This is a genomic window from Parabacteroides gordonii MS-1 = DSM 23371 (assembly GCF_000969825.1).
GTDB classification, from domain to species: Bacteria; Bacteroidota; Bacteroidia; order Bacteroidales; family Tannerellaceae; genus Parabacteroides; species Parabacteroides gordonii.
Window position 1 is genome coordinate 4,217,907 of sequence record NZ_KQ033919.1, and the last position, 18,800, is coordinate 4,236,706.

The following is an 18,800-nucleotide window of genomic DNA, read 5'->3' on the forward strand; positions in this document are numbered from 1 at the left end:
CTGTTTTATAAGGTTATACTTAGTCCGAACGACAGGGTTTTAGATAATGGATAGTCACCGTTTGCGGCGTCTACCTGTTCCGGGTCTAATGTCTTGAACAGGTTGGTGCCCGTCCAGAGGTTTTCACCGGATACGAATACCCGTAGTTTGTTAACATAGAATTTATTGGTGAGCGACGACGGGAGGGTATAACCCAACTGTACGTTTTTCAGACGGATATAAGCCGCATTCTGCAAATAACGTGTCTGCACATTGTGATTCATGTTCGTGCGGAAACTCGGACGCGGGAAATAGGCATCGAGGTTTACATCGGCTTCTCCGGCCTGCACCATAACGGAGTTCTCGTCACGGAAATAATCCAGGTGGGGCGTGTAGCAGGTAGACCACCAGATACCGCCGTGGCTTCCCCAGAAGGTCGAGCTGTTCTGGAAGTAATCGCGTTTCATTACGCCCTGGAAGAAGGCACGGAAGTCGAAGCCCTTGTAATCGACCGTCAGGTCGATACCGAAATGATAACGCGGTGTCGAGTTACCGATGATGGAGAGGTCGCCATGATCGCCGGCCGTGTTGGCTCCGGCATCTACTTTACCGTCACCGTTGAGGTCGGCATACATGATATCGCCGGCTGCCCATAAAGAACCCAGGGCACTTTGTCCGCCGTTGGGAAGGCTTGCCAGGTGCTTATCCATTTCGTCCTGGGTCTTGGCGATACCGACTGTCGTGTATCCCCATATTTCGCCCATCTTCATGCCTTTGCGGTAGGTGTCGCTGGCAATGACCCCTGTTTTGTTGGGGTAGCGGGTGATCTCTGTCTGCGAGTCGGACAGCATCAGTTTCACACCATAGCCCAGGCCGTTTCTGAGGCGGTCGTTCCAACCGACCGACAGTTCCCATCCATAGGTCTTTAAGTCGGTATTGTTTGTGCGGGGTACGTTCGTGCCGAGCGTGATCGGGAGTTCGGGAGCCGGGCCGATCATATCGAGCGTATTTCTGACGAAGTAGTCGAACGATCCGGTAAGGCGGTTGTCCAGTGCGCCGAAGTCTGCCCCTATATTCCATGTCTTAACCCTTTCCCATGTCAGGGAGGATGCAATCAGTTCGGGGGTGACGGCGATGTTGGGTTTTGTGCCGTTTATAAGCCATCCGCCGCTGGATGCCTGGAATTTCATTTGCGCATAGGTCGGGTACCAGCTTTGGGTGTTCTGGTTACCCAGTTCGCCGTAAGAGCCTCTGAACTTGAAGGTTCCTACATAGTCTGCGATAGGTTCCCAGAAGCTTTCGCGGGCTATATTCCAGCCTACGGAGAAGGAGGGGAACAGGTTCCATCGTTCCGATGAGCGAAAACGGGATGTGCCGTCGTAACGCAGGTTCACTTCTGCCAGGTATTTGCCCTGGTAGTCGTAGTTGATACGTCCGAAGAAACCGGCGGTTGCCCAATGGTCGGAGGAACCGTTTACGGTCGGTGTGATCGGGTTCCCGTTGATGTCGACTCCGGAGGTGATATCTCCTTCGGGAAGACCGGGGACGATGATCCCGTTACGTTGCAGGAATGTATATTTCTTTTTCATCAGCTCCGACTGGAAACCGAACATCCCCTTGAAGTTATGGCCGGATTCGAGTTGCTGGCTGTACTCGGTGTAGACGTTGAAGTTTAGATAATTCTCTTTCGTCATATCTTCCGATACGTAGCTGGTGGAGTTGTATATATAGGGTTCGCCGGCCACATTATGGTTGTAAGTGAGCTGACGGTCTGCATGTACGGTCGTGTTGTAGATGCGGTAGTTCACATCTACGTGCGTCTTCCAGTCCTTGATCGGTTCCAGTACCAATTGGGCTTGCTGATACAGATAATCAGCCTGCTTTTTGGTTCTGCCGCCTTCCACCAGGTCGAGTGCCGGGGTAGGGGCGCTGTACAGGTAGCCGTTCGGGTCGTAGGCCGGCATGAAAGGCCATGCCTGACGGGTCAGTCCTTCATAAACACCATCCAGTACTGTCGGTTTGGAGATATCTTCGCGGATGAAGCGGCTGCTGTAATTCAGCTGCGCCCAGTCTGTCATTTTCACGTTGATCTTGCCGGTAGCCGTGTAGCGGCTGAAGCTGTCGTCGGAGATCTTTAGCAAGCCGCTTTGATCCAGGTAGTTCATGGAGAGGTAGTAGGTTACTTTCTCGTTTCCACCGTTCAGGCTGAAGTTATGTTCCTGCGAGAAAGCCCAATGTCCGAACACCGTGTTATACCAGTCCTGATTGGCACTGCCGGAACTATATGGATCCATCCAGTAAGCCGGGTTGGACGGATTCGGTATCATCGTTACATCCGACTTCCCGTCGCGATAATCCTTGATACGCTGCAACCAGGCATTGTCGAAATAAGGAGACTGGTTGGCATTGGCCCGTGAGTCGTTGAAGTAAAGGGCAAAACGGTAAGAGTCTACCTGATCCTGCAACAAAACGGGATCGTTCCAACGGAAACTATTGTTATAATTGATTACAGGTTTACCGCTGACACCGGTCTTGGTGGTGATCAGTATCACACCGAAAGGCGCACGCGAACCATAGATGGAGGAGGCTGCGGCATCTTTCAAGACTGAGATATTTTCTATATCCTGCGGATTCAACGCATTGATATCTCCTTCCATGCCGTCGATCAGGATAAGCGGGCTGCCGCTCGAACCTTGTCCGATGGTGGCAATACCACGGATGTTAATATCGGCCGTCTTGCTCAAATCGCCCGAACGCTGTGTGATCTGCAAGCCGGGAACCAATCCCTGTAAAGCCTGTGTTGCGGTGGTTACCGGACGGGCTTCCAGGTCTTTGGCATTTGCAATACCGACCGAACCGGTCAGGTTTATCTTCTTTTGCGTACCGAAACCGACTACTACGACTTCATCCAGACTTTGTGTGTCTTCCATAAGTGTGATTGCCAGCGCTTTGGTATCATCTGCTTTCATCTCTCTGGCCAGATAGCCGATATAGGATATAAGAAGGATTGAGTTGTCGGGAACATCCAGGCTGAAATGCCCGTCTACATCGGTGATCGTTCCGATCGTAGTCCCTTTAACGGAAACGTTGGCACCGATGACCGGAGTGCCTGTTTCGTCCCTGACCGTTCCCTGCACCCTTTTGTTTTGCTGGCCGACAGATAAAACTCCTTTCCTCGATAAGATGATTTGACGGTCGACGATCTTATATTGTACGTCGGTGTTTTTGAAAAGTTGGTTCAGAACTTTATCGATGTTCTGATTCTTTACTTGTATGTTCACAGGTTTGCTTACATCAAGCGTATTGTCGGTAAACAGGAATGAGAACTCAGTCTCCTTTTCTATTTGTTCCAATACCTGTCCGACCGTTGCATTGGAGAATGCGAGGGACAGCGACACAGACTGTGAATAGGACTCTTCTGCTCGTATCTGGAAGATGGTGATTAACAATAAAAATATACCTATTCTCATTTTTCGACAAGTTTTAAAGAAATATAGGGAACCTATATCCCCGAATAATTTCTGGATTTTCATAACTTTGTTGCTGATTTAGTGATTAATGATGTCTTTGGGTCTTATGCCAAAGATGTTATTTTCGCGAACAAGAGTGAGTTGCAGCTCGCTCTTGTTTTTACCATATCTGTTTCTTCAATCTCTCTCCATAGGCTTATTCATTTAGGTGTAACAATTTATTCTGCTTTATTTTAACCAGACGTCTATTTGCTGTTTGGCAAATGTCGAGTCGTTATTTTGCTTCATTGTATTTACTTTCCATCTGATCGGTGTGGCTTCTTCCAGATAACTGAATATCTGATAGATCGTCTCGTTGGTAAATGTGGCCCAGCAATTATATTCATTCTCTTTCTTCTGGTTGTGGAGCACGATCTCTACATTGAAGCGATGACCTAATATACGGAACACTTCATCGAGGGAGGTATTTCTGAATACAAGCTTCCCGTCTTTCCATGCCGTGTTTTCATAGAGGTTGACTTTTTGGATGACGTACTTTTTCGTTTGCTTGTTGTAAGACAGTTGCTCTCCGGGTTTCAGTCCGGCTATGAATTTGTCGGAGGAATGAATATCCACTTTCCCCTCTACAAGAATGGCCTCTACTTCTTCCCGTTCTTCATATGTGTTTACATTGAACTGGGTTCCGTGCGCCATCACTTTAAGACCTGACTTTGTTGTTACGAAAAAGGGATGTTCCTTATCCGATTGTACCTCGAAATACCCTTCTCCGGTCAGTTCCACTTCTCGTGTGTTTCCAGCGAAGAGGGTCGGATAGCGTAGTGTACTGCCCGCATTCAGGCATACTTTCGAGTTGTCCGGCAGTTCAAGTCGTGTGACCATTCCCGGTGCGGAGGTTACTTCCATAAACTTTATCCGTCTTTCGATATCCGTGGCATTCCGTTCGAAGAACAAATAGCCGAAAGTCAGTGTCGAGATCAGAAGAGGAATACTAATGATGGCTGCCACGCGTGATAGATGGCTTATCCACAGTCTTTTTCTGCTTCTTTTGTCCAGTTTTCTGTTCACTTCAACGAATGCTTCCGGCAATCCGAACGACTTGTGTTCGTCTATCCGGGATTTTAATTTCAGTACCTGGCGGACTGCCTGTGACTCCTGTCGGTATTCTTCTGACCCATTCAACCAGGATTCCACCAGCTCGGCTTCTTCCGCTGTGGTTTGCTTCTGTGTATATTTTAATAGTAATGTCTCTTTTTCAAGATCCAAAAGTTCTTTATTCTCCATTTCTGATATAATATCTTTTATTGTTGAAAATGATGCCTTTTATATATAGGATAATCGTACCTGAAAAGACCGCCAGTTATTTCCCTGTTTTTTTTCAGAAAATTTTCAATACATTTGTATCTGTATGAAAATGACTTCTCAAATACTGAACCCGGATGAGTTGTTATGGAAAATAGCCATAAACGACGATAAAGAAGCTTATCGGACATTGTTCGATCTTTTTTATCCGGGGCTGTGTCTTTATGCCAAACGGTATGTAGATGAACGTATGGTAGCCGAAGATCTGGTTCAGGATGTATTCGTCACTTTGTGGGAAAGCAGGAAAAAGATAAAGATAGAATCGTCGGTCAGGAACTACCTGGTGGTCAGCGTAAAGAACCAGAGCCTGAATTATCTGAAGCGGGAAGGATATAAACAGAGTTATATAGAGACCTGTTTATCAAATAGTACCGACCCATCGGACTACAATGAATTTTATCTGCTGACCGAACTTCAGAAACTATTGGATGAAGCACTGGCCAAACTCCCGGAGACGTATCGTCTTATCTTTGAAATGAGTCGGTTAGAGAACAAAAGTAATGTGGAAATAGCTGAAACGCTGAATATTCCCTTACGCACGGTAGAGCGTTATAAAGCGAAAGCTATCGAAATATTGAAAAAGGATCTAAAGGATTATCTGCCCTTGCTCCTTTATTTCCATTTATTGAATTAGTATCTGAGATTATATTGAAAGAGAGTAACTTTTCCTCATAAGGAGAAAGGTTACTCTCTTTATTAATTATATTATAACCATTCTTTCATAAAGCTGTCCATTTCTTCCGCATGTTCTTCGAGGCTTTGCAGCAGCTTGAACTGGGCTTTTGTACGGATCAGGTTATGTTTCGGGCTATGGATCTTATAATAAGTATCGCCGTTGATGTAGTCTGTCAGGAAGCGTACGGTCTGCATGTAAGTCAGCAGACGGCCGCCATAAGGGAGCAGACTGATTTCAAGCGGGCTGAGGAAAGCCTTTGCTGTTTCCATGTAACCACGGGTATAGGCTTTGAAGATATCCATGTTTACATTTACGTTGTCCAGGTTTTCATCATCTTCCGCACCTGTATTTGCTCCTGTACGGATAAAATCGCCGATATCAGAAAGTACGAATCCCGGCATAACGGTGTCGAGGTCGATCACACAAAGCACTTTATCAGTGTCAGCATCGAACATCATGTTGTTTACCTTTGTGTCACAATGGTTTGTGCGTTTCTGAAGTTTACCTTCACGGAACAAACGTTCCTGGATACACATCGCTTCCGCACGTTTTTCAACTTCGTCGATCAGCTCTTTCACTTCTTCCAGGCGTCCGGCTGCATTCGCCTTGACAGCATCATGGAATTGTTGCAGACGGAATTCCATGTTGTGGAAGTTAGGTATTGTTTCACCCAACGATCCTTCCGGCAGGTCTGCCAGCATGGATTGGAAATCACCGAAAGCTTTACCGGCTTCGTATGAAAGTTCCGGAGTTACTTCTTCGTAGCTTTTGCTGTTCGGAATGAACAAGCATACACGCCAATAGCTGTCACCGTCGAAGTAATATGGTTTACCATCTTTCGTCGGAAGGAATGTCAGCACTTTACGGTCGATATCGCTTTCACCTTTGGCTTCCAGTTTCTTACGGATATGTGTCGTTACAGTGTTGATGTTGTTCTGTAACATGTCTACATTTGTAAAGATCAGATGGTTGATACGTTGTAATACATATTTGATTTCACCTTTTTCGTTAGTTACTTTCAGCGTATCGTTAATGTGTCCGTTTCCAAAAGGTTCGGCGGAAACTACTTTTTCTGCCAGCGTGAACTGGTCGAGAATGTTTAATAATTCTTCTTTTGTTTTTGCCATGGTATTTTATTCGATTTAATATAGCTTTTAACAAGCTACAAATATAGGAATATTTTTGATTTTCCCTCTTTCTTATTCCTAAAATGGGAGAGCATAAAAAAAGGCTGCGAACCGAATCGCAGCCTTTTTTCATATCCTTTTCGGGAAATGATTATTTCTTATTACGGTTACCGTAACGGCTCATGAACTTATCAACACGACCTGCAGTATCCACCAGTTTAGATTTACCTGTGTAGAACGGGTGTGAAGTGTTAGAGATTTCGACCTTTACCAATGGATATTCAACACCGTCGATTTCGATAGTCTCTTTTGCATTGATAGTAGAACGAGTGATAAATACATCGTCGTTTGACATGTCCTTGAATACTACAGGACGATAGTTTTCAGGATGAATTCCTTTTTTCATTGCTTTATTATCTATTTAATTTAAACTCTTATTATTATGGTAACCGGTAAATTGGCTTGCAAAGGTATGGATTTGCTGTAAACAAACAAAGAATTTCCGATTATTTTTTCCGAAACCCTGACTTTTGTGTTATTTTATATGCTTAATAGCATAATATATATTGGATAGTTCTTATCTTTGTGGAAGATTTTCAATCATTAACGTAATAATATATACTACAATGGTAAATTACAAAGATTTAGGATTGGTGAACACTAAGGAAATGTTCGCTAAAGCTATCAAAGGCGGATATGCAATTCCGGCTTTCAACTTCAATAACATGGAACAGATGCAGGCTATCATCAAGGCTGCTGTTGAAACAAAATCTCCGGTTATCCTTCAGGTTTCTAAAGGTGCTCGTCAGTATGCTAATGCAACACTGTTGCGTTACATGGCTCAGGGTGCAGTTGAATATGCAAAAGAATTAGGTTGTGCTAATCCTCAGATTGTTCTTCACTTGGATCATGGTGATACATTCGAAACTTGCAAGAGCTGTATCGACTCAGGTTTCTCTTCTGTAATGATTGACGGTTCTCACCTTCCTTACGAAGAAAACGTTGCTTTGACTAAGAAAGTTGTTGACTATGCTCATCAGTTCGACGTAACAGTAGAAGGTGAACTTGGTGTATTGGCTGGTGTTGAAGATGAAGTTTCTTCAGATCATCACACATATACTGACCCTGAAGAAGTAATCGATTTCGCCACTCGTACAGGTTGCGATTCTTTGGCTATCTCAATCGGTACTTCTCACGGTGCTTATAAATTTACTCCGGAACAGTGCCACATTGATCCGAAGACAGGCAAAATGGTTCCTCCTCCATTGGCATTCGAAGTATTGGATGCAGTAATGGATAAACTTCCGGGATTCCCTATCGTACTTCACGGTTCTTCTTCTGTTCCTGAAGAAGAAGTTGAAACTATCAATAAATTCGGTGGTGCTTTGAAAGCTGCTATCGGTATTCCTGAAGAAGAATTGCGTAAGGCTGCTAAGTCTGCTGTTTGCAAGATCAACATCGACTCAGACTCTCGTTTGGCTATGACTGCTGCAATCCGTCAGGTATTTGCTGAAAAACCGGCTGAATTCGACCCACGTAAATATCTGGGCCCGGCTCGCGATAACATGGAAAAACTGTACAAGCACAAAATTCTTAACGTACTTGGTTCAGACAACAAACTTTAATCAGATAACAGATTAAATATACGAAAGCCATCCCGCATCAGTGGGATGGCTTTTTTATTGAGTGGAATTTAACGGACTGTGAAAGGTAGTTTATAAGAAAAAGTTTCATTCCTTTCTGTAACCATATCTACCAGTAACTCATAAGATCCGGGAGAAGAGGGAGCTATAATATTGTCTTTCTGCTTTCTGTTACCCTGTGTCAGTCCGATGGGATAATAGTAAAATCCTTTGCTGATAACGTTTTCTGCACCCCTGTTTCTTTTGGTGGTGATGGAGAATGCGCCGCCAATAGCACCGAAAGTCATTGCGTTGGTTTGCCAGGGACGGAGTAATTCAACTGTCGCAATTTGCTGAGGTGATACTATATTCAGGGCTTCTTCTAATGTCATTCTTTTTCCGTCGACTAATATTACAATAGCCCCTCCTTTTAAAGTACTGATTCCTCGTGTACTTACTAGTATAGGTTCCGGGGGATTGCTGTCATCATTCCAGGCTATATGAATATAGGGCATGTCTGCGATAATATCCTCTAATTTGGTATAATTGTGTTTCTCCATTTCTTCTTCATCTATGTAGTTTGTTTTGTAAAACTTTTCGGTTGAGATATATTTATCACGTTTGGTTCTCGCCTTTACTGTTATTTCAGGTATCAAATAATCACGGTTACCTAAATTGTCAACCTGATAAAAAAATCCACTACTGTCCTGATAGCTTACATTTGTTTCCGCATATTTCCGGTTGAATAGATTTGTTCGTAAACGATTGATTACCGGCGGGAAGGTGTCATTGTCCGGTGTATAATCGTAAAAGTCGGCTGTCCCTTTTGGTGGATGTGCCTGTAGGAAAAAACGATCGCCCTCTTCAAAGTCATCTACAGTTAATGTATATCGGCCGTTATTGTCTATTATGCCTTCGTTAACCAGGTTGGTCATTGTGTTGTAGGCAACGATCGTTCCGTTTCGTAGTGGTTTGCTGCTTTTTCTTGTCACCAGCCCTCTGAATACGGTTTGTATTTCCGGCTGGTATTTATACTGAAAATCTTTATTTAGAACTTTGGGTAGATCAAACCGGATAAACCGGGCGGTACGAAGCCAGGCCTCCAGATCTTGCTCTGTCTCCCCTTTGTTGTAAGTGAAACAACTTTTGGGAAAGGGCACAGGCGATAGCAATTCGCAATCAAACTCAGACTGCATACCTCCGGGAGCCATCATCTGACCTTTCTTCAAAACACGGTAATGTACTTTGGCTGCCGGATAATCTGTCTTTAAAAGTATTCTTTCTCCGGGTAGATATTCATTTTGCGCCAAGGCAATGTCGGGGATATCCCTCTTTTTCCATAAAGCGCATTGTGCTATTGGATTTGCATTTTCGTCGGTAAGGAATAATATATATAATCCTGATTCTTTCTGTGGTATATTCAGGATCCCGGCACGCTGTTTTTCCGTCAATACCATTTCTTCCAGTCCTGTTGCGGGGTGGAAAATGAAAAGCCGTTCTTTGTTTATCCGCTTGTTTTCCGGAAGTATTTTGTATCTTATCTCTTCTCTACTCAATATGGCTTGGAGTGTATGGTTTTCAGTTCTATCCGGAATGGAGAATGAGAAATCCTCTCCTTTGTAGTTGACGGATAAGCTGTATTCTTTATCTTTTGATGGATAGAAGCGAATGGTTTGCAGTCCGGAGAGAGAAGAGGCGGCACGGAAAAGCGTATCTGTTTTACTCAATAGAATGAATGGGATTTGTAATGGCATTCCGTTACCGTCAGTGAAATAGACGGTCATGTTCTGTGCTCCTCCATCATCCACTAATTGTCCACCTTCCGGATAAAAGAAACATTTTACTCCCGGAACGTTTTCTTCAGAAATAAAGGGTTTCAGTCCGAGTGGCAATTCTGTTACCGGATAACTTTCAGGGTGGAAATTTTGCATTAACCGGGTATAGGCCCGTAAATAATAGATGTCTTTAGGCCAGTCGAAGTCTGTAATGACCGGTAGGCTAAAAGAGCCGTCATTATCACATCTTATTTTGTTGCGGATGAGCACGGAGTCTTTGGGATTGAATAGTTCAACGTATACATATTGGCTGTAAAATGGTTGCTGTCTGCTTGAAGCAAATAGCTGACCATAAACTCGTACTGTATCTCCCGGGTCATAAGAGGACTGTTCAGGATATATAAAGATCCGCTCACTTGGTAATTTTGTTTGTTGTGCTTTCACTTGGCATAAAGCTAATAGCATAAATAGGCATGTAATGTGATTCCTCATATTCTTGACCGATTAAGTAATAAAAATAAAGTTGCGTTCTGTAAAGCAAATATAATAATTTGCTTTACAAAAACAAGTAAGATCGCTACTGAATATTCAGGTCATTGTGTATGTTCGTTACTTAAAACCTTTCAGCGGCCTTGGTTGTGAAACTCTTAAACTGCTGACGATCGCTGCGACAATAGCAAATCCGGTAGCCAGGTATAAACAGGTTTGCGTGCTGTTGTTCGGAACCAGATTAAATATCATGGCAACTAAGGTTGCTCCCAATGTCTGTCCCAATAAACGGGCAGTCCCCAGCATTCCACTTGCACCGCCACTCCGGTTGGCCGGGGCAGACGAGATGATCGTACTGTTGTTCGGAGTCTGGAATAAACCGAAGCCGGCGCCACAAATGAAGAGACGCCATATAATATCCATATTGGTAGGGTCGGTGGGGAGAACGGCAAGCAGGAAAAGCCCTGTGGCGAATATCGTCATGCCGATGCCCCCTAATATTCCGGCATGGATACGTTCTACCAGCCGTCCGGCAAGTGGTGCCATAATCATTGTGGCAAGCGGCCAGGGAGTAAGAAGTAATCCGGTAGTAACATCACTGCGTCCAAGTGAACCTTGCAGGAAGAAGGGGAGAGAAATCATGGCCAGCATTTGTCCGGTAAAGGAACAGATAGAGGTGCCGATTGACATGGAAAAGATCGGAATGCGCATCAGATCGACCGGAAGTAATGGAAATTGTTGTTTCAGCTGGCGACGAACAAAGAAATATCCAAGTATGAATAAAGCAGCAATCCCCCCTATAATTAATGTGAGATCTTCCCTGTGGGCAATACCTTCAAGCGAGAAGATCAACAAGCCGAAAGTAAACGCATTCATCACGCAACTAAGTTTGTCAAAGCGTCTACCTGTTACTTTTACCGGATTAGCCGGCAAGTGCATCAGGCCGATCGCCAAAGCTGCCATGCCGATCGGGATATTGATGGCAAAAAGCCAGTGCCAGGAACCTAAAGACAAGATGATGGAAGCAATAGTCGGCCCGGCTGCTATCGACACCGCGACGACCAGGGCATTGATTCCCATACCCCGCCCGAGGAAACGTTTGGGATAAATGATCCGAAGCAACGCTGTGTTTACACTTGTAATGGCAGCAGCTCCGAACCCTTGTAAGATACGGGCGGCTGTCAGCATCCAGAACGAGTCGGCAAGAGCACAGATCGCTGAAGTGATGCTGAACAGCAAGATCCCTGATAAGTAAATCCTCCGGTAACCGTAAATGTCCCCCAACGAAGAGAAGGAGAGGAGCGAAATGGTGATAGCCAACTGATAAGCGTTGACTACCCAGATCGTGACAGACGGAGATGTCCCCAGGTCGCGGGCGATGGTCGGCAGGGCCACATTGGCGATGGTTCCGTCGATGACGGACATCCCGACACCTAATGCGGTGGCTAATATGGCCCAGTAACGCTTGGGTAACGGTAGTCCGTCGTTCTCATTTACAGTTATGGCGCGATTCTGCAATATCATTTTATATCATTTACTTAATAACCTGCCTGACAGCTTCCAGCATCGGTTCTACGGTTAGCGGACTGCCTGTTGCCAGTATCATCCATTGGTTAGGGGTTAAACGTCCCTGGCGGAAAATCCGTTCTACTTCGTTTGCGAAGTTCTTGCCTTCCAGATACTGGTCAAGTTGGAATTCTATGATCTGTCCGAATGCGTAGGCCGACAAATACAACGGATAACTGATCATGTGCGAATAAACAGCCAGCACCGTCTCATCCTTCACACCGAAAACAGGGGCATAATATTTGTTCCAGATTTCTTTCGATAATGCGATCGTTGCTTCTTTCAGCTGTCCGGCAGTTGCATCCGGATGTGCATACATCCATTTCCATACAGAAATATCCAGCATGGATACACCGCATATTTCATACATCGACCATATCTTGTCCAGCACGTCCATCGCTTTCTTTTCTGGATTCGGGTCGGTGATGCCTAATATTTCGAGATCACGTTTCTGGAATACGAAAGCCAGGGCTTCGGTGAAGGCCGTGTTCGGAACGCCACTCAACATATAATAGTCTACATCATAAAGCGATAAGGTTTGCTCCACATTGTGACCGAATTCATGGATGGCTATGTTGTATCCCTTATAATTCATTCCTGCTTCAGGAATACGTGTGCGGAGACGTGACTGTTGTCCTTTCATGGCAGCTCCCCAGGCATGGCCTGAACCACGAGCGGCATCGACTGTGATCTTGTCGGCCAGATAGTTGGCCCGTTCGGCGCTGAATCCCAGTTTCATAAGAATATCCGGTAACTTCTTGTCCAAAGCTGCCGCATCCGGGTAAAGGGCCTGCGTTTGTGCGTCCAGTTTAGTCTCGTCGAGGTTACTGCGGGCTTTGAAGCCATCGTACCAGATATCGTAAGCTTCCAGTTTACGTCCGAGACGTTTGGAGATCATTTTGCCGACTTCTTTCAATTCGGGAGCGGACAGGAATTCATCGAACAGTTTTTCAACATCCTGCAAGGCGACTTCCATATCGTCGTTGAATTTACGGTCGATATAGGTATTCCCCGTATATTTGTCAATGCCTTGCATAGCTTTAAAGTTGTTCAGCATCTTCTGATAACGGACTGTCGATTCGGGACTCGTTTTTACTTCCTTATTGTCCAACTGTACCATGTTTGTATATGGGTTCCATTCATACGTGCCTGAGTTGATTACTTCGACAGGAATATCCTGTGAAATGATCCGTTTCATCACTTCGTAAACGGTGCGTTGCTTGTCGAGTCCTTCTTTCCCCTTGTTGTAGTTTGCCTTGATTTCATCACGCAGGTTCCAGTGCGACAGCAGGATCATGTCTTTAGGGAACAGGTGCTGACCTTTTTTGTTCATTACATGGCCCATGTAAATGTTATACTGGGAGATATAAATGTCGGCATCGCTTTCTGCGTTGGAAGCTGCCTGCAACAATGCGGCGGGGATCCGTTCCGTGAACATGTCGCCCAGACGTGCATAGGCCCAGGCTTTGCGATCGGTGCCTAGTGCTTCTTTTTCTTCAAGGGTAAGGTGAGGAAAGTTTAGTGCGATGATAAAAGCTATTTTGTTATTGTACAGGTCATCGCTCAAATGGCTGGAAGGACTATATGAACCGAACTTCTCATCGATGGGGAGCAACGGACCGTTATCCAGATGTAGATTTTTCTGTAAGCGTAGCGACATCTCATTGAAATGACCGCTGATACCCTCGATATAGTCGCTGATTTTGAGGAAAACCTGATACTTTTCGTCCGGGTCGGCAATATAATTTTCTTCACAAAAAGAGCGGAAGGCTTTTTCGTCGCCATCTGTTTCCTGCCAGAGACGGGCTACCTGGTTGACTCCTTTTTCGATACCGGCTTTGTTTCCGTTGTCTTTGGCGGTCAATACGCTGATGGCCGATTGCACGGTGGCCGGATCGACAGCCGCCTGTCCGTTTAGATAGGCTAATGAGCAAATAAGCATGATGCAAATGCGTTTAGTTAGATTTCTCATAAGACTTATATTGTTAAGTTTAAGATGCTTCCCGATGTAAATAAATGCGAGAAGCAAATGTAGGGATAATATTTGTATCTTTGTACGTTTTTAAAAAGAGTAAAACTAGAGAAATGAAAAAAGTGTGGATTATAATGGTTGCCGTGTGCAGCCTGCTGTCTGTATCCGGTCAGGCTTACGGACAATCGTTGAAAGACCTGTTGAACTCGTCGACCGTGAAGGATGCCGTTACTTCTGTGACAGGAGGAAAGAAACTGACTGTTCAGAATTTGGAAGGAACGTGGACGTATGTAAATCCGGCTGTCCAGCTGGAAGGAGATAACGCCTTGAAGAATGTGGCCGGAAGTGTAGCTGCCGGAGAATTGGAAAAGAAACTGAAAACGTATTGTGCCAAAGTCGGTATAATCGAAGGTATGTTCAATTATGTATTCAATAGCGACAGTACATTTACCAATGCATTGAAGAAAAAGACCTTGAAAGGAACTTACTCCATTAATCAGGATGAAAAGACGATTGAACTAAAATACGCTTTAGGCGGAAAACTGAAAGTGATGACTTTAACGGCTCATGTCGTTATCTCCGGCGATGAGTTGTCGTTACTCTTTAATGCTGATAAGTTATTGGATTTTCTGACAAAAGTATCTTCCATCTCTGATAATTCCACGTTGAAGTTAGTGAATAAACTGGCCAGCGAGTATGACGGGATGCTGTTAGGCTTTGAGCTGAAAAAGTAGCATGCCTATGTCGCTATATCCGGCACTACTGTGTTGGTATATTTAGCACTATAGTGCCGGGTAAACCGACACTATAGTGCTACTTTTGGTTATCTAGCCTTATCACTCCGATTGCTTTTTATACTCCTCCACAAGCCCCAGCAGTATGCTCCCGTAGTTTTCTATGACCTTTTTTCCGATCCCGGGGATTGCCAATAGCTCCCTCGAATTGGTTGGTAGTGTGTTGACGATACCCAGCAATGCCTTTTGTTGCAGAATGGTATACGGTGGCAGTTCTTTTTCTGTAGCCAGTTCATACCGCCATCGTTTGATACTGTTATAGAGTTCCGGATGCAATATATCGCTCGATATGGTTGCTTTGGCCGGTTGCGATGAACGTTCCGAACGTTTCTTTGCAGCGGCAGGCGGTTCAATCGACGCTTTCGACTTGGCTGAGAGATAACGGGCAATGCTGAAGCCCTCTTTACAGGCTTTCAATGTCTCCTGCTTCAAATGAAGTTCTTCCGTAAACTTGCCGATGGCATTATTCACCGCTTTCCGGCTTTCTTTGTTGTCTATCTCGACTGCCGAATTTTCTTCGAGAGAAGAACACAGGCTGTCGATATGTTCTATGAAATAAGCAACCCCTTTCCTGACGCGTTCCTGGATCATTTCATCCTGTAGGTAATTCGGGTTCTCCGAGATCATGCGACTCAGTTGTTGTTGGAAACGCCCGCCCACTTCTGTTATTACCGAACGGAATGCATCCCGTGTATTGGCATATTGTGTGTTGAGTTCCGGATATAGTTTCTGCAAATGGGTGTAAACCATGTAAGCGGCATATTGCAGACGTTGCTGGATGGAGCCGAAGTTAAAAAGCTCCGTCACCAATTCTTCGAAATAATGCTGCTGCGCTTTCTCCAACTGCTCCTTCCCCGGCTGTTTCTCGGCTACGGAAGAAGAAAACTCCTGTATCCGCAAGTCCTTAATCATGGCATTACGGGTGATCGGGCTGCTAAGAACCAATCCTTCCAGTGTTTTGCAACGGCTGAGTGCTACATATACCTGTCCGTGCGAGAAGGCGGCCGATGCATCGATAATAGCATGTTCGAAAGTAAGCCCCTGGCTTTTATGAATCGTTATGGCCCAGGCCGTTTTCAACGGGTATTGGCTGAATGTCCCCGCAATCGTTTCGGTAATTTCTTTTGTCTCCTGGTTGATGGTGTATTTGACGTTACTCCACGTCTCTTTTTCCACCTGTATCTCATTCCCGTCTTCCCCGACTACCGTGATTTTGTTCGGGTTGATAAAGACGATCTTTCCGATCTTTCCATTGTAGTAACGATGATCTCCCGAAGAATCGTTCTTAACGAACATTACCTGGGCACCGCATTTTAGTTCCAGGTTATCATCGGTCGGGTAGGAGTATTCCGGGAAGTCGTTGTTTATCTCCGCGGTAAACCGGTAGGATTTGCCGGGCAACTCGGCCAGTTTCCGGTTGTTGATCTGCTGGGCCTGATAGTTATGTGTCGTAAGCGTGATATATCCTTGTTTGTCGTCGGGATTGAAGTCAGGGATATATCTCCGGTTGAGCTGTTGCAATGTTTCATCATCGAAACAGTTTTCACGTATATTGTTCAGCAGGTTGATGAATACACTGTCGCTCTGACGGTAGACATGCGTCAGCTCGATGCTGAAATAAGTACTTTCCGAAAGCGCTTTACTATCGAAAAAGAAGGTCGAAGCATAATGGTCTTTCAGCAAGTTCCAATCTTCATCCTTGGCCACGGGAGCAAGTTGTTGCAGGTCGCCGATAAGCAGCAATTGCACACCGCCAAAAGGTTTCGTACGATCTTTGTAGCGGCAGAGTACGTCGCTGATCGCATCCAGCAGGTCGGCACGTACCATACTGACTTCGTCTATCACCAGCAAGTCCAGGCTCCGGATGATATTTATTTTATCCCGGCTGAATTTGTTGGAGTAGTTATTCGACTGGTTCCCGGCTGCACCGACTGAAGGAATGTAAGGCCCGAAAGGCAGCTGAAAGAATGAATGGATCGTAACACCGCCTGCATTAATAGCGGCAACCCCTGTAGGCGCAACAACGATCATACGTTTAGGGGAGACTTCTTTTAATCTTTTCAGAAACGTAGTTTTGCCGGTTCCGGCTTTTCCTGTCAGAAAGAGGTGCGTACCGGTGTTCTGTAAGAAGTTGAAGGCAAGGTCAAATTGTTCGTTCATTTGCATAGTCATAGATGTATTGTTTATGGTATCTGCAAATATAAGATAAAAAATACAAAACAAAGGCTCATAAGCTAAAAATCAAGCTTACAAGCCTTTGTTTTTATATAGAATGCCGGTCAGACGACTAAACTGGCGATTAATTGGATAAACAGGATGAGGAAAACCATAGCGATCGGATACACCGTAGCATACGCGATGCTGGGTGCCGAGCTGTCAGACATAGAGTCGGCGGCGGCAAGTCCGGGCGTACTGGTCATACCGCCGGCAATGGTTCCGATCAGGTCGAGTATATTGATTTTGAATACCCAATAACCGAATCCCACGGCAACAATCATCGGTACCATAGTGATAGCCATTCCGACACCGAACAAAGTCCATCCACTTTCCTGGAAGGTGGAAACTAGGTTGACACCCGCCGAGGTTCCTACTTCTGCCAGGAATAACAATAATCCTAACTGGCGAAGCAACTGGTTGGCAGATCCGGACATAGACCAGATGATCGGCCCTGTTTTACCGATTGCGCTCAATACAAGTGCTACCATCAGAATACCACCCGTCAGACCCGGAGAGAAAGAGAATGAATCGGAGAACGACAAGTTCAGTTTGCCGAACAAGACTCCTAATACGATACCGGCTGCAATCGGGAAGAAGTCCGTATCGGAAAGTCTCTTCTCATTATTTCCAAGCAGTTGCCCCAGCTCTTTCAGGTCTTCCTTTTCACCGGCAATCATCAGTTTGTCACCGAACTTCAAAGCCAGATCCGGTTCGGGAGGAAGATCGATACCGCTTCGGCGGATGCGGGTAACCGTACAACTGAATGTACCTTGTATATTCAAGTAACCCAATGTCTTGTTTATTACGTTTTTATTGGTAATAAGCATGGATTGAAGTTCCTGTGTGCTCTCGAACGGCAGGTCGCCTTTGATGCGCTCGCCTACCAGCATTTCCAGTTGATCAAGCGATTTATCGTTGCCGACGGCTTTGATCAGGTCGCCTTCTTTCAGTTCGCTCTGGGCAGTCGGTATAATGGTCTTATCGTCATGTTTGATGCGGGAAACGACTGCTCCGGTCATGCTGCGGATTTGCAACTGTGCCAGTGTCTTGCCACAAATATTACTGTTCACGATACGAAACGCGGCAGTATGTAAAGGGGGATATTTCCCTTTTCTTTTGGCTTCTAATGCTTTGGCTTCTGCTACCAGATCGATACGTAGTATCTTAGGTAATAGTTTGATAAATAGAATAACCCCGATCACCCCGAACGGATAAGCGATACCGTAGGCAATAGAGGCTGAAGATGATTGAGTTGAATCGATGGCAACGGCCAAACCCGGCGTACTGGTCAGTGAACCGGCTATCAGCCCGACCAGGCTTGCTGTGTCGATATCTAAAGCATATTTGAATATCAATCCCGTCAGACAGGCCGAGCCTACGATCAGTAAGGTCAGGACGATCAATGTTTTCCCTTTCGACCGGAACGAATCGAAGAATCCGGGGCCGGCCTGTATACCGATGGTGAAGATGAATAACACGAGTCCGAAGTTCCCCAGTTCTTTAGGAATAATCACTCCGAAATGGCCGAACAAAAGTGCAATGAAGATGACGGCTGATACGTCAAGTGAAAGACCCTTAATCTGTATCCTGCCTAAAACAAATCCCAATGCAACGATCAGGAACAGGGAAAAATAGGAGGACTGAAGCAATGTTTCAAACATGTCAGATAGTTTTGTTTTAACGATTTGAGAGCGCAAAAGTACACTTTTTTGGGCGTACAGGCAATCTCCTGGCAAGAATTCTGTTACCTTTGT

The 18,800-nt window shown here is 45.2% G+C and carries 12 protein-coding genes; 3 read left to right on the plus strand and 9 right to left on the minus strand.

The annotated features are described in order from the left end of the window. Nucleotides 1–5: 5 nt before the first annotated feature. Nucleotides 6–3,449: a TonB-dependent receptor gene (locus HMPREF1536_RS15870; protein ID WP_087880985.1), complete on the minus strand. Its 3,444-nt coding sequence runs from the start codon at nucleotides 3,447–3,449 to the stop codon at nucleotides 6–8. 228 nt (nucleotides 3,450–3,677) lie between these two features. Next, on the minus strand, nucleotides 3,678–4,730 hold the full coding sequence (locus tag HMPREF1536_RS15875) for a FecR family protein (protein ID WP_052349763.1): 1,053 nt from the start codon (nucleotides 4,728–4,730) through the stop codon (nucleotides 3,678–3,680). 124 nt (nucleotides 4,731–4,854) lie between these two features. Between HMPREF1536_RS15875 and HMPREF1536_RS15880 the strand changes: the two genes are divergently transcribed. Then, entirely contained in the window at nucleotides 4,855–5,442 is a 588-nt protein-coding gene (locus HMPREF1536_RS15880; protein WP_028726227.1) for an RNA polymerase sigma-70 factor, read from the plus strand. A gap of 71 nt (nucleotides 5,443–5,513) precedes the next feature. On the opposite strand, the gene HMPREF1536_RS15885 is transcribed toward HMPREF1536_RS15880, so the two are convergent. Continuing rightward, on the minus strand, nucleotides 5,514–6,611 hold the full coding sequence (locus HMPREF1536_RS15885) for a phosphotransferase enzyme family protein (protein ID WP_028726228.1): 1,098 nt from the start codon (nucleotides 6,609–6,611) through the stop codon (nucleotides 5,514–5,516). Nucleotides 6,612–6,762: 151 nt separating this feature from the next. Beyond that, on the minus strand, nucleotides 6,763–7,017 hold the full coding sequence (locus HMPREF1536_RS15890; RefSeq protein WP_028726229.1) for a type B 50S ribosomal protein L31: 255 nt from the start codon (nucleotides 7,015–7,017) through the stop codon (nucleotides 6,763–6,765). Nucleotides 7,018–7,237: 220 nt separating this feature from the next. On the opposite strand from HMPREF1536_RS15890, the gene HMPREF1536_RS15895 reads away from it, so the two are divergent. Beyond that, nucleotides 7,238–8,236, plus strand: a complete 999-nt coding sequence (locus HMPREF1536_RS15895; protein ID WP_028726230.1) for a class II fructose-bisphosphate aldolase — start codon at nucleotides 7,238–7,240, stop codon at nucleotides 8,234–8,236. Nucleotides 8,237–8,304: 68 nt separating this feature from the next. On the opposite strand, the gene HMPREF1536_RS15900 is transcribed toward HMPREF1536_RS15895, so the two are convergent. From HMPREF1536_RS15900 to HMPREF1536_RS15910, 3 genes are all read right to left on the minus strand, one after another. Then, entirely contained in the window at nucleotides 8,305–10,473 is a 2,169-nt protein-coding gene (locus tag HMPREF1536_RS15900; protein WP_233426410.1) for a TonB-dependent receptor plug domain-containing protein, read from the minus strand. A 144-nt stretch (nucleotides 10,474–10,617) separates the two neighbouring features. After that, nucleotides 10,618–12,021 (minus strand): MFS transporter, encoded by a 1,404-nt coding sequence (locus HMPREF1536_RS15905; protein ID WP_044191316.1) that lies wholly within the window; start codon nucleotides 12,019–12,021, stop codon nucleotides 10,618–10,620. A 10-nt stretch (nucleotides 12,022–12,031) separates the two neighbouring features. After that, entirely contained in the window at nucleotides 12,032–14,035 is a 2,004-nt protein-coding gene (locus HMPREF1536_RS15910) for a hypothetical protein (protein ID WP_028726233.1), read from the minus strand. Between the two features lie 113 nt (nucleotides 14,036–14,148). Here HMPREF1536_RS15910 and HMPREF1536_RS15915 point away from each other — a divergent pair, with 113 nt between their 5' ends. After that, nucleotides 14,149–14,769 (plus strand): DUF4923 family protein, encoded by a 621-nt coding sequence (locus HMPREF1536_RS15915; RefSeq protein WP_028726234.1) that lies wholly within the window; start codon nucleotides 14,149–14,151, stop codon nucleotides 14,767–14,769. A 102-nt stretch (nucleotides 14,770–14,871) separates the two neighbouring features. Here HMPREF1536_RS15915 and HMPREF1536_RS15920 read toward each other — a convergent pair whose 3' ends face one another. After that, entirely contained in the window at nucleotides 14,872–16,995 is a 2,124-nt protein-coding gene (locus tag HMPREF1536_RS15920; protein WP_028726235.1) for an HRDC domain-containing protein, read from the minus strand. 113 nt (nucleotides 16,996–17,108) lie between these two features. Next, entirely contained in the window at nucleotides 17,109–18,707 is a 1,599-nt protein-coding gene (locus tag HMPREF1536_RS15925) for an aspartate:alanine exchanger family transporter (RefSeq protein WP_028726236.1), read from the minus strand. Nucleotides 18,708–18,800: the final 93 nt, after the last annotated feature.